Source organism: Ruminococcus bovis, assembly GCF_005601135.1.
GTDB lineage: Bacteria > Bacillota > Clostridia > Oscillospirales > Acutalibacteraceae > Ruminococcoides > Ruminococcoides bovis.
The window spans coordinates 1,067,009-1,079,811 of record NZ_CP039381.1 but is presented as its reverse complement, the minus strand read 5'-3'; the positions used below and the strand labels follow the sequence as shown (position 1 = coordinate 1,079,811).

The 12,803-nt window shown below is 34.9% G+C and carries 12 protein-coding genes and 1 other annotated feature; of the genes, 8 read left to right on the top strand and 4 right to left on the bottom strand.

Translation table 11 applies throughout. The annotated features are described in order from the left end of the window. The first annotated feature begins 135 nt into the window (after positions 1-135). The 3 genes from E5Z56_RS05055 (at position 136) to E5Z56_RS05045 (ending at position 2,173) form a co-directional block, all read left to right on the top strand. Positions 136-972 (top strand): LysR family transcriptional regulator, encoded by an 837-nt coding sequence (locus E5Z56_RS05055; protein ID WP_175405382.1) that lies wholly within the window; start codon positions 136-138, stop codon positions 970-972. Positions 973-1,076: 104 nt separating this feature from the next. Beyond that, positions 1,077-1,667: a transcriptional repressor LexA gene (lexA, locus tag E5Z56_RS05050; RefSeq protein WP_022505243.1), complete on the top strand. Its 591-nt coding sequence runs from the start codon at positions 1,077-1,079 to the stop codon at positions 1,665-1,667. Positions 1,668-1,678: 11 nt separating this feature from the next. Further along, entirely contained in the window at positions 1,679-2,173 is a 495-nt protein-coding gene (locus E5Z56_RS05045) for a pyridoxamine 5'-phosphate oxidase family protein (protein WP_138156828.1), read from the top strand. Between the two features lie 71 nt (positions 2,174-2,244). Here E5Z56_RS05045 and E5Z56_RS05040 read toward each other — a convergent pair whose 3' ends face one another. Beyond that, positions 2,245-3,609, bottom strand: coding sequence for a citrate/2-methylcitrate synthase (locus E5Z56_RS05040; RefSeq protein ID WP_175405381.1), 1,365 nt, complete (start codon positions 3,607-3,609; stop codon positions 2,245-2,247). 196 nt (positions 3,610-3,805) lie between these two features. Next, a complete protein-coding gene (gene ilvB / locus E5Z56_RS05035; RefSeq protein ID WP_138156824.1) occupies positions 3,806-5,476 on the bottom strand; it encodes a biosynthetic-type acetolactate synthase large subunit in 1,671 nt (556 codons plus the stop codon). A gap of 70 nt (positions 5,477-5,546) precedes the next feature. After that, positions 5,547-5,791 (bottom strand) — a binding site (T-box leader). Positions 5,792-5,918: 127 nt separating this feature from the next. On the opposite strand from ilvB, the gene E5Z56_RS05030 reads away from it, so the two are divergent. Together E5Z56_RS05030 and E5Z56_RS05025 are read left to right on the top strand one after the other, a co-directional pair. Next, on the top strand, positions 5,919-6,338 hold the full coding sequence (locus tag E5Z56_RS05030) for a PH domain-containing protein (RefSeq protein WP_138156822.1): 420 nt from the start codon (positions 5,919-5,921) through the stop codon (positions 6,336-6,338). A 15-nt stretch (positions 6,339-6,353) separates the two neighbouring features. Continuing rightward, entirely contained in the window at positions 6,354-7,808 is a 1,455-nt protein-coding gene (locus E5Z56_RS05025) for a PH domain-containing protein (RefSeq protein WP_138156820.1), read from the top strand. 45 nt (positions 7,809-7,853) lie between these two features. Here the strand turns inward: E5Z56_RS05025 and E5Z56_RS05020 are convergent, their stop codons facing one another. Then, entirely contained in the window at positions 7,854-8,543 is a 690-nt protein-coding gene (locus E5Z56_RS05020; protein WP_175405380.1) for a 5'-methylthioadenosine/adenosylhomocysteine nucleosidase, read from the bottom strand. 10 nt (positions 8,544-8,553) lie between these two features. Further along, positions 8,554-9,276, bottom strand: coding sequence for a 16S rRNA (uracil(1498)-N(3))-methyltransferase (locus E5Z56_RS05015; protein WP_138156817.1), 723 nt, complete (start codon positions 9,274-9,276; stop codon positions 8,554-8,556). A gap of 161 nt (positions 9,277-9,437) precedes the next feature. Here E5Z56_RS05015 and E5Z56_RS05010 point away from each other — a divergent pair, with 161 nt between their 5' ends. The 3 genes from E5Z56_RS05010 to malQ all read left to right on the top strand — a co-directional run bounded on the left by E5Z56_RS05010 (position 9,438) and on the right by malQ (position 12,802). After that, the gene (locus tag E5Z56_RS05010; protein ID WP_138156815.1) at positions 9,438-9,986 is read left to right on the top strand and encodes a CinA family protein; all 549 of its coding nucleotides are present in this window, start codon (positions 9,438-9,440) and stop codon (positions 9,984-9,986) included. 190 nt (positions 9,987-10,176) lie between these two features. Continuing rightward, positions 10,177-11,034, top strand: a complete 858-nt coding sequence (locus E5Z56_RS05005; protein WP_138156813.1) for a DDE-type integrase/transposase/recombinase — start codon at positions 10,177-10,179, stop codon at positions 11,032-11,034. 274 nt (positions 11,035-11,308) lie between these two features. Continuing rightward, a complete protein-coding gene (gene malQ / locus E5Z56_RS05000; protein ID WP_138156811.1) occupies positions 11,309-12,802 on the top strand; it encodes a 4-alpha-glucanotransferase in 1,494 nt (497 codons plus the stop codon). The last annotated feature ends 1 nt before the right edge of the window (position 12,803 follow it).

The following is a 12,803-nucleotide window of genomic DNA, read 5'->3' as shown; positions in this document are numbered from 1 at the left end:
CCTTAGTTTCACCTTTATTATATATATTTAAATTTAAAAAGTACAATATTAATTTTGAATTCTACTATTCACTATATGAATAGTAATATTGATTTTTCTCAGAAAAATGTTACACTAATAACAGAGGTGATAAAGATGATTGAAATATACCAACTTGAACAACTGATTGCTTTCCATAAATACGGTACTTTGTCTAAAGCAAGTCAGGTGTTACATATCTCTCAGCCATCATTAAGCAGAACTATGCAACAGCTTGAAAAGGAATTTCAAGTTACACTTTTTGATAGGCACAAAAACAAAATTACATTAAATGATAACGGTATTGTAGCAGTAGAAAATGCCAAGAAAGTTATTAATGAAATGAATAGTATGTATGATAATGTTCGCAATTATAACAGAATACATAACTGTATAAATATCGGTTCTTCTGCTCCAATGCCAATAACCATCCTTACTGAGAAATTCCATAACGCTTTTCCCGATATGGATATTTCATCAGAAATAAATTCAACAGAAAATCTAATCAATGGTTTACAAGATGACACCTACAACATTATTATACTACCCTATGAGCCACAAACTACTGAGGGTATATTTGTGAAAAAGTTTCTTGATGAGCACCTAATGTTTTCTTTACCAAAGGACCACCCAAAAGCAAAAGAAGAAACACTATACCTTTCGGATATTGACGGTCAAAATATGATACTTATGCCTAACTTAGGATTTTGGCAAGATATTATTGACAAGAAAATGCCTAACACTAGGTTTATCACCCAAACTGACAGAATAGCATTTGAAACTTTAATTAGAGCATCTACCCTACCTTGTTTTGCTACTGACCTTGGAATGAGGGAATTTTCTTATCCTGATGGGAGAGTTTTCATTCCTATACTTGACAAAGAGGTTAATGTTTCTTTCTACATTGCTATTAAAAATAGCAACAAAGATAAATTTTTAACTGTTTTAAAGTGAGATAAGTACAAATAATGGGACTTTGACTAGAATTAATCAAACATTTGTTTGATTTTTCTATAATTATATGTTACAATATGTAAAACAGTTGTGAGGTGATTACTATGAAACCACTAACAAAAAGTCAGCAAAAAGTTTTTGACTATATAAAAGAATGTAGTGAAGAAGGCAGAGTGCCATCTGTTAGAGAGATTTGTGAACATACAGGACTAAAATCTACTTCAACAGTTCATCTTCACCTAAAATCCCTTGAGGAAAAGGGTTTAATCGAAAGAGATAAGGGTCTTAACCGTAGTATTAGAATTGCCGGTGAAGAAAAGGTAAATCAAATTCCTATTATGGGTAGAGTTACTGCCGGTTTACCGGTCTTAGCAGTTGAAGATATTGAGGGATATGTACCTGTAACAGAGAACCTAAAAAGAGGCAGAGAGCTTTTTGCCCTAAGAATTGACGGTGAATCTATGATTAATGCCGGTATTCTAGACGGTGATATTGTTATTGTACATAGAACACCTGTAGCAAATAATGGTGACATTGTAATTGCACTTATTGAAGATGAGGCAACTTGCAAAAGATTTTATAAGGAAAACGGTCACTACAGACTTCAACCGGAAAATGAACTATTTGAACCAATTATTGTTGATGAAGTTGTACTGCTTGGTACAGTTATCAGCTTAGTTAGAAATTACGAATAATAGAGGTTATTATGTTTAGAGAAATGCGAAGAAAAAAGCAACAAATTCCTGATAATGAGGCTATTGCTATTCTTGAAAACGGCAAAACAGGAATTTTAGCAGTTAACGGAGATAACGGTTATCCATATACTGTTCCACTTAACTATATGTTTTATAATGGCAAAATTTATTTTCACGGTGCAAGTGAAGGTCACAAATTTGACAGTATCAAGAACAACTCAAAGGTAAGTTTCTGTGTAATTTCTCAAGACAAGATTATTCCTGAGAAATATACAACTGCTTATGAAAGTGTTGTTGTTTTCGGTAACGCAAAGATTATGGATGATAAAGAAGAAATCAGAAAAGTTATTTATGACTTTGCAAAGAAATTTCATCCAACAGATACAGAAGAAAACAGAATGTTTAACATTAATTCCGACATTAAAACAATGGCTATGGTTGAAATAACACCGGAACATATTACCGGTAAAGAAGGACTTGAACTTTACAAAAAAAGAAACAAGTAATTTTATAATCTAATAAACATAAAAAAGGTGTTGCAATAGCAACACCTTTTCTTTATGCATTAATTTGTATTTTAATCTCTTTCATCCATAGGAACATAATCCTGTCTATCGTGAACATTCTGATAAGCAGGACGAATAATCTTACTTGGGTTTACAAGTTCTTCCAGTCTATGAGCAGACCAACCACTAACTCTGGCAATAGCAAAAAGTGGAGTAAACAACTTTGTTGGTAAGTCAAGCATACTGTAAACAAAGCCACTGTAAAAGTCAACATTAGCAGAAATCTTCTTATTTGTCTTTCTTCTCTGCATAATAAGTTCTGCTGCAATTTCTTCAACATTACTGTATAGCTGATACTCTGCCTGTCTGCCTTTTTCTTCAGAAAGAGACTTAACAAAGCCCTTAAATACTCTTGCTCTTGGGTCAGAAATTGTATAAATTGCGTGACCCATACCATAGATTAAACCTGTCTTATCAAATGCTTCTTTGTTAAGAATTTTAATTAGGTATTCACGAATCTGGTCTTTATCGTTATAGTCTGTAACATGTCTTTTAATATGGTTAAACATTTTTACAACCTTAATATTTGCACCACCATGCTTAGGACCTTTTAGAGAACAAAGTGCTGCTGCAATAGCTGCATATGTATCTGTACCTGATGATGTTACAACATGAGTTGTAAAGGTTGAGTTGTTACCACCACCATGTTCTGCATGAAGAACAAGTGCCATATCAAGTAGCTTAGCCTCTAACTTTGTATATTGACAGTCAGGTCGTAGCATATACAAAATATTTTCTGCTGTAGATAGGTGAGGCTGTGGTGAATGGATAAACAAACTTTGCTTGTTGTGGAAATAGTTAAATGCCTGATAGCTATATACTGCAAGTACAGGTAAAAGTGCAATTAACTGAATACACTGACGAAGAACATTAGGAACAGAAGTATCCTCTGCTTTTTCGTCATAACTGTAAAGTGTAAGTACTTCCTTAGACAAAGCATTCATAATATTTCTTGAAGGAGCTTTCATAATAATATCACGAACAAATGTATCAGGTAAAGTTCTGTAGTAACCAAGTAACTGATTAAATTCATCAAACTGTTCTTGATTAGGCAAATCCCCCATTAGTAGCAAATAAGAAACTTCTTCAAATCCATAATGCTTATCATGGATAAAGCCATTTACTAAGTCCTCAATGCTATAACCTCTGTAGAAAAGTTCACCGGGAATAGGAGTTCTGTTTCCGTTTTCATCTTCAATAACAGAGTTAACCTCTGAGATTTCTGTTAAACCTGTAAGAACACCTTTACCGTTAGAGTCTCTAAGTCCTCTCTTAACATCGTACTTATCATAGTTGCTAGGGTCAATAAGACTGTTTTTGCAACAAATTTTACTTAGTTCTATAATTTCAGGAGTAAGGTCGCTATATTTACCCATGAAAATCACATCCTTTAAAATGGTATAGTAATCTAATTTTTAATATGTATATCTTTCATTTTATCACAACTTTTTAACTTTAGCAAGATAAACTCCTATTAATTCTATATGAATAACAAATTTAATTTATGACAAAATGACAGAAAGGTGCTTATCATAAGACAAGCACCTTTGCTAATAATAAATTTATATTTAATTAATCCATTGAAGTAACAATTTCGTTTACTGTTTTTCCCGGAGGAATCATTGGTAATACATTTTCATCAGGACTGATTACACAATCAACAACTACAGGTTCGTTCATATCATATGCCTTCTTTAGCACATTATGAATTTCCTCAGGCTTAGTAATTCTTAAGCCCTTAATACCGTAACCCTGGGCAACCTTTACAAAGTCAGTTGCTCTGTGTGGGTCTGTGTTTGAGAATCTGCAACCGTAGAATAGCTTTTGCCATTGACGAACCATACCAAGAACTGAGTTGTTCATAACGACAACTACAACAGGAATGTTGTATGACTTCATTGTTACAAGTTCGTTAATATTCATATGGAAAGAACCGTCACCTGTTACTAAGAAAACTCTCTTGTCCATATTACCCATACTTGCACCGATAGCAGCACCCATACCAAAGCCCATTGTACCTAAACCACCTGAAGTTAGGAATGTTCTTGGTTCAAAGAAATCTGTTTTCTGTGCAACCCACATTTGGTGCTGACCAACATCAGTTGCAACAATGTCTTCTCTAGCCTTAATCTTGTTCATTTCGTCAAGAATCTGATATGGATGGCAGTAACCTTCTTTGTTAATATCGCTGATAGTGATTTTCTTCTTCCAATCCATAATTTGTTCAATCCAAGTAGGATTGCTCTTCTGTTCTAATCCATCAACAACCTTTACAAGTGAATCCTTTAAGTCGCCGATAACCCAGTTGTCAACCTTAACATTCTTGTGAATTTCGTGAGCATCAATATCAAGCTGAATAATAGTAGCTTGTTGACCAAACTTTTCTCTATCCCCTGCAACTCTGTCAGAGAATCTAGCACCACAAGCAATGATAACATCAGCATTGTCTGTTGCCATACCTGTTTCGTAACCACCATGCATACCGATATTACCAACAAATAGTGGATGGTCGGCAGGCATACAACCTAAAGCCATTAGTGAACAACATACAGGAGCGTCAATTCTCTCTGCAAACTTAACAAATTCATCACAAGCATTTGCAGAAATAATACCACCACCGGCATAAATCATTGGTCTTTTAGCATTTCTTAGAATTTCTTGAGCTTCCTTAATTGCATCATCCTGAGCCTTAAACTCATTATTAGGAACAAACTTTTCCTTTGGAGTGTATTCACACTTCATAGCAGTAATATCCTTAGGTACATCAATAAGAACAGGACCTTTTCTGCCACTTTGAGCAATTTCAAAAGCCTTACGGATTGTAGGAGCTAAGTCCTCCATTTCCATTACTAGGAAAGAAGCCTTTGTAATTGGCTTAACAACTTCTGAAATATTAACTTCCTGAAAAGCATCTCTGCCAAGTAAATCTCTAGAAACATTACCACAGATAGCAACCATAGGAATTGAGTCGATATTTGCAGTAGCAATACCTGTTACAAGGTTAGTAGCCCCAGGACCTGATGTTGAAAATACAACACCAACCTTGCCGGTTGAACGAGCATAACCGTCAGCAGCATGAGCAGCACCCTGTTCATGAGCAGTTAGGATATGAGTGATTTTGTCGCTATACTTGTAAAGAGCATCATATGTATTTAGTGCTGCACCACCGGGATAACCAAATACTGTGTCAACACCCTGTTCAAGTAAACATTCGCATATAATTTCTGCACCTGTTAATTGCATATTCTTTTCCCCTATCTCTTTATTTTTCAAAATAACTAAAAGTTCCTGAAATAAAAAAACACCCCGTCTCATAAGAGACGAAGCTAATAAACCCCGTGGTACCACTCTACTTCGCTTATAAAAAATAAGCCTTACACATCAGGCAACAACCGAATGCTGTTCTGTTAACGGAGAACTACCGTAACACTCTACTGAGTTTCCCTTTGGAATGTTAAGTTCACAGGTTACTTTCACCAGCCAATCATATTGCCTTGCACCATCCGACAACTCTCTGAAAAGATTTTGCTGCTTACTTCTCCTGATCATTACTTTTAGTATCATTAAATTATTTAGAAAAAGCCTTGGTTTTCTGTATAATATTCTACTTTAAAAATATCAACTTGTCAAGTCGTTTCATTTTATATATAATGATTATACATATATTTTTTATTGGGAGTAACTAATGGAACGAAAATTATCCAAAAATGCAAAGAAAGTTTGGCGTACAAGATGTGCTATGGTTTGCTTACTTTTTGCATTTATTAGTGGTGGCATATATATTTTTTCACCTTTAATAGCCTTTATTGTTGCCGGAGTGGATTTGTTAACATTCTTAATTATATACCTTATTGCTGTACCTCTTGTTTATCATGTTACAACACTGGTTGTTAGGAAAGACGGTATCACCATAACCAAAGGTATATTGATGAGAAAAAGAATGAACATAATGGCAAAGAAAATTCAGTATGTTGAACTTATCCAAACACCGGTACAAAGACTTTTCAAAGTTTATACTGTAGCATTCCATACTGCAGGTGCTACTGCTTATGTCAGTCAGGTAGATGCTGACTTAGGAAGATTATTTAGAGCATACAAAGAATAAAGAAAGGATATAGTTGTGAAATTTAGGAACAGAAAGCTATACAAGAAAGCTCACTTCTATACAATTTTATATGACTTAACAAGGCTATTTCCTTTGCTTGTTGTTCCTGTGCTACAAAACTTTTTGTATAAGCCAACAACAACTGCTGCTTTTATCACTAACTTCTCTATTTCTGCTTTGTGTGTTATTTTCTTATTTGCGTATATTATCCTTGAATACAGAAGTACAATGTACCTTGAGAAAGAGAAAAGTGTCTATACAAAGAAAGGATTTTTCTTTAAGAAAAGAGCTGATATTCCCTACAACTGTATTCAGTCGGTTTATGTTGAAAGGGCTTTTACTTACAGAATTTTCAGAGCAAGGAAGGTTATTATAAACACACCGGGTTCTTACACTGCTAAAGGTGACTACAACCTTTTTCTAAGTAAAAAGAACGACCTTGCACTAAAGGCTGAGATTTTCGGCAAACAAGATGTTGACCTAAAGTATAAAGGTGGTTTCCTTAGAATAATTCTAATGGCTGCAACATGGAGTAACGCACTTACAGGTTTGCTTATTATAGCACCTGTCCTATACAAAACTTCCGATATTGTTGTTGACCTTTTCAAAAATTACTTTGTGAATAAGCTGGATATTTCTTCTTATATTATTAAGATTGGTGTACCTCCTGCTGTATCGGGTCTTGCAACATTACTGATAATTTGTTGGGGTATTGCCTATGTGTATCAGCTTTCAAGCAATGCATTTTTCTCAACAAAGATAAGGAATAATATAATCCACATTTCAAGAGGACTACTGAACAGATATGAATTTGTTACAACTACAGATAAGTTAAATGCAATTCAAATAAAGCAAAGTGTACTGATGTTACTTCTTCGTCTAAAAAGTGCCTACATTCAAACAATAGGCAGTGGTGCACAAAAAGGTGACAGAAGTTTGCTTATACCTGCTGACAGAGAAGAAAATATCAACAAAATCCTCAGCAAAATCACTACCCTACCAACAGAAGAAAACTACAAAGTTAAACCTAAAAAGACAGAATTTATGTCCTACCTATGGTTTCCTTTCTATTGTATATTAGGTACTGTTGCAGCAATGCTAATACTTCACTACCTAGGTTATTTTGCAGAGATTGTTAGATTTCCTTTATTCGCTATCCTTGGAGTATTTGTTTACTGGCTATTTTTTAGAATTTATTCCTACACAAAAAGCAGTATAACCATTTGTGACAAGGCAGTACAGATTGATTACTTTGATAGGCTGAACATTACAAGAACTTACATTCCGTATGACAAAATTCAGTATGTACAGATTAGACAAAGTCCTTTCCAAGTTTTTTACAAAACTGCTCACCTAAGAGTTTATGTTTATTCAAACAAAAGAAAATTCTACAAAATCAAGTACCTAAAATACAACAAAGTCCTTGAAGCTGTAGATATAATAGAAACAAAAATGAAATACAAATACTAAAGTAAAAGCCTTACAGGACTCTGTAAGGCTTTCTTAATGCAATGATTATTTTAAAAATTCTTTCATAACTTTAATTGAATGTTCAGCAGCCAAAACCTTAAACTTCTCAAAATCTAAGAATTCATTGTGGTTCATATCGTCACTTATTGAACGAAGAACTGCATATGGCACTTTGTTTCTGTAACAAACATGGCCAACTGCACCACCTTCCATTTCACAACATAAAGCACCAAATTCATCTGCAATAAACTTTCTCTTATCAACATCGGCAATAAAAATATCACCTGTTGCCACTCTACCCACAACAACATTAATGTCATCAATAGTTTTGCAACATTCATATAACTTTTCATATGTAGCCTTATCTGCCGGAATGTCAATTCTTCTTTCATCTGTGTACCAGATTTCACCTCTAGGATCACCGGTTGCAGTACCGTTCATATCATGTTCAACACAATCCTTAGAAATAACAATGTCACCAATCTTTAAGTCTTTACTTAAGCTACCTGCAATACCTGAATTGATAATTACATCAGGCTTGTAGTAGTCAATCATAATCTGAGTACCGATAGCAGCATTTACTTTACCGATACCACATTCAAGAAGTACAACATCCTTACCGTTGATTTTACCACTGATAAAATCAAGACCTGCAATTGTTTTCTTTTCGCTACTATCCATTGCTGACTTTAAACCGTCAACTTCAATTTTTAATGCACAAATAATTCCTGTCATTTTTATTACCTCATTCCATATTGTCTGTTTCATACATAATTAAAGTTAATGCAACCAAAGGTGCAGTTTCTGCCCTTAAAATTCTTTTACCTAGGGTAGCTTTTCTGCCACCGTTTTCTGTAACTAGGTTAACTTCCTCAGAACTGAATCCACCTTCACTGCCAATAAACATACTGATTTCACTTGGCTTATCTTTTAGAATAGTTTTTACACTTTCTCCACCAAGTTCATAAAAAATAACTTTATCACCCTTAGCACTTTTAACTGCATCATTAAAGGAAATGCATTCCTTTACTTTTGGTACAATTCCTCTGCCACTTTGCATAGCAGCTTGTTTTGCAATTTTCTGCCATCTGACTGTTTTTTTGCTTAATGATTTTTTGTCAGGTCTGCTGACACATCTTGAAGAAATAACAGGTACAATCTCACTTACACCGATTTCAACTGCCTTTTGAATAATAAGTTCCATTTTGTCACCTTTAGGTAGTGCTTGATAAAGTGTTACCTTTACATCAGGTTCAGCTTCGGAAATTTTGCTGGAAAGAACATTCACCTTTACCATATCACCGCTGATTTCTTCAACTACACAATTATGAACAGTACCACTTGGTGAACACAAAGTTAGGGACTCACCCTTATTCATTCTAAGACTTTTTGATATATGGCGACCATCTTCACCAAAAAGCGAATATTCCTTTGACTCAATTTCTTCATCAACAAAAAAATGTGGCATAGCTTTGCTCCTTGTATCCTATATTATAAGAGGTAGAGGCAAACAATGTTTGCCCAAATAAAATTACCGTAAAGTTATTTTAGTCTATAACTAATATAACAAAACACAACTGTAATTGCAATAGATAAGGTTTTTTGATAAAATAATAACGAGGTGATAAAATGGCTACTTTAATCACAGATAAAAATTATTATAACTTAATGAAAGATATAGATACTTCTACTTTAGAAAACACCCTTGTAAAGGAACTGACAGAAAGAAATATGAAAATCAGTTCTGCCGAAAGTTGTACCGGTGGTATGATTTCTCAGAGAATTACAAATGTCAGTGGTGCAAGTAATGTTTTTGAACTGGGGGTTTGTTCCTATGCAAACAGAATTAAGAACAAAGTCCTTGGTGTTAAGAATGAAACATTAAACACAGTAGGTGCAGTTAGTGAAGAAACTGCCACACAGATGTGTGAAGGAATCAAGGAACTTGCCTCTTCTGATATAGGGGTATCAACAACAGGCATTGCAGGACCTACCGGTGGAACAGATAAAAAGCCTGTTGGACTTGTTTTTATAGGAATTGCAACAAAAGAAAGTACCACAATATATAGGGCTGAACTTTGCCACTATACACCACATTCTAGGAATGAGGTACGAACAATGACTACAAACCTATGTATGCTACTTGCAATCAAGGCTACTAAGAATTCAGAAGAATAGAAATGTATGTGCTAAAATGATATGACCCAATAAAAAAGAGGAGTAACTTCAAAATATGGTATAATGGAATCGCTAAAAAACATTAACCTAAGAAAGAAGTACTCCTCATGAATATGATAACACAAGAAGCAAAGAAAAGCAAGCCATAGTAAAATACGCACTAAGAAAAGGAAAAAGCAAAGCAAGTAGAGTGTACGGTGTAAGTCTTTCAAGCGTAAAGAGATGGTGTAACCAATATGACGGTACCTGGCAATCGCTATTGCCTAAATCACACAGACCACATAGTCATCCTAACAGGCACACAAAAAGAGAAGAAAGACAAATTAGAAATTCTTTCAAAAAGTGCTATGAAAGATATGGATGGGATGGAGTATACAGTGATTTAAAGAGAAAAGGATATACAAGAAGCTACTCAGGAATGATATATGCAGCTAAAAGAATGGGCTTAGTAAAATATAAAAAGACCAAGAAAAAGAGCCGTAAGCATAGAAGATATCCGGAACTGTTAATACCTGGAGAAAAGGTGCAGATAGATGTAAAAGAAGTGCCATATAATTGCTTAAGAGGTAAGGCTTTAAGGGACGGAAAGCATTTTTATCAATGGACTGCAATAGATGAATGTACAAGGATGAGATTTGTATATGGGTTTGAAGAACATACACGAAAACTCAACCAAATTTTGAACATGTTATTGAAAGAATTTCCGTTTAAAATACAGACTATTCAAACAGATAACGGAAGAGAATTCACATATAAATATCAAAGCAGTGAAGTGAAAAGTCCTTTTGAAATAGAATTAAACAAACTAGGTATAAATCATAAATTAATACCACAACGAACACCTTGGCACAACGGAAAGGTAGAAAGAAGTCATAGAAACGACCAAAGATATTTCTATGAATGGGAAACATTCAGAAATATTGAAGAATTAAACACAAAATTAAAAGGACATTTGGAATGGAGTAATAACAAAACAATGAGAACACTTGATTACAAAAGTCCAATGCAGTTATTGAGTGAAAAGTTAGAATTGAAATCCATTCATTAATTAATATTCATAATCAAAAGTCAGTAAAACAAGCGAAATATTAAATCGTATTTTATTTTTACCCTAAAACGGGTCATATCTATTTACAACACAGACTACTAGGAACTCAGTAGAATAGAAAATACTTGATTTTTGTCAAGATTTATGGTAAAATTTTAGAAGTTGGTTTTTGCCTAAGTTGTGTAGGCAACCGAAACAAACACAACATTTTTAATATTGGTATTCCATTAAACGGAAAATAGACAACTAAATATTAACGAACGGAGTTGACATTATGGCAAGAGAAGCCGGCATTTTAATGCCTATTACTAGCTTACCATCACCTTACGGTATTGGTACACTAGGTAAAGAAGCTCGTGAGTTTGCAGACTTTTTGAAGAAAGCAGGTCAGAAGATCTGGCAGATTCTTCCTGTTGGTCCTACAAGCTACGGCGACTCACCTTATCAGTCTTTTTCAACTTTTGCAGGTAATCCATATATGATCGACCTTGATACTCTCAAGGAAGAAGGTTTACTTACTCAAGAAGATATTGACAAGGGTTACTGGGGCGACTCAGAATTTGAAATCGACTATGCTACTATTTACTGGTACAGATTTGATGTACTAAGAGTTGCATTTGAGAATTTCAAGAAGAATTGCGACAGAAAGCCTTTTACTGCTTTTAAGAGAAAGAACAGCAAGTGGCTAAAGAACTATGCCCTTTATATGGCTGTTAAGAAAAACTTTGATATGAAAGCCTGGACAGAATGGCCGGACGAAGAAATCAAACTTCGTGAGCCTGAGGCTATTAAAAAATACGAAAGAAAGTTCAAGGATGAAATTGACTTCTGGAGTTTCCTACAGTACAAGTTCTATGAACAGTGGGAAGCATTCAGAAAGTATGTAAATGACCTTGGCATCAAGATTCTTGGTGATATGCCAATCTATGTTGCTATGGACTCAGCAGATACTTGGGCAAATCCTGAAATTTTCTGGTTTGACGAAAACAATCAACCTGTAAGAGTAGCTGGATGTCCACCAGACTATTTCTCTGCAACAGGTCAGCTATGGGGCAATCCATTGTACGACTGGGATTATCTAAAAGAAACAGATTATGAATGGTGGTTCAATCGTATTGCTGCTGCATCAAAGCTCTTTGATATTCTAAGAATTGACCACTTTAGAGCTTTTGATACTTATTATGCCATTCCTTATCCGGCCGAAAATGCTATCGGTGGTGACTGGTATGACGGTCCTGGCATTGAATTCTTCAATATGATGAAGGAAAAGCTAGGGGATCTACCAATCGTTGCTGAAGATTTAGGCGACCTTTTTGACAGTGTAAAGGAACTTCTAAAAGAAACCGGTTACCCTGGAATGAAGGTATTGGAGTTTGCTTTTGATAGTGGTGAGGCTAACGATTACTTACCACACAACTACACAGAAAACTGTGTTGTATATTCTGGTACACACGACAACGATACCCTTATGGGTTGGATGGCAGAAGCTAAGCCTGAAGATGTTGCTTTTGCTAGACAATACTGTAAGATGCCTGAATGGGAAGCATTTAACTGGGGTATCATCAGAACAGCATACGAAAGTGTTGCTAACACAGCTATTATCCAGATGCAGGATATTCTTGGTCTTGGTACAGAGGCAAGAATGAATGTTCCATCAACACTTGGTGGTAACTGGGTTTGGAGAATTGATGGCAGTGTGCTAACAGATGAACTAGCAGACCAGCTAAAGGAAATGGTAATCAACAGTTCAAGACTGGAGGAAAATTAAA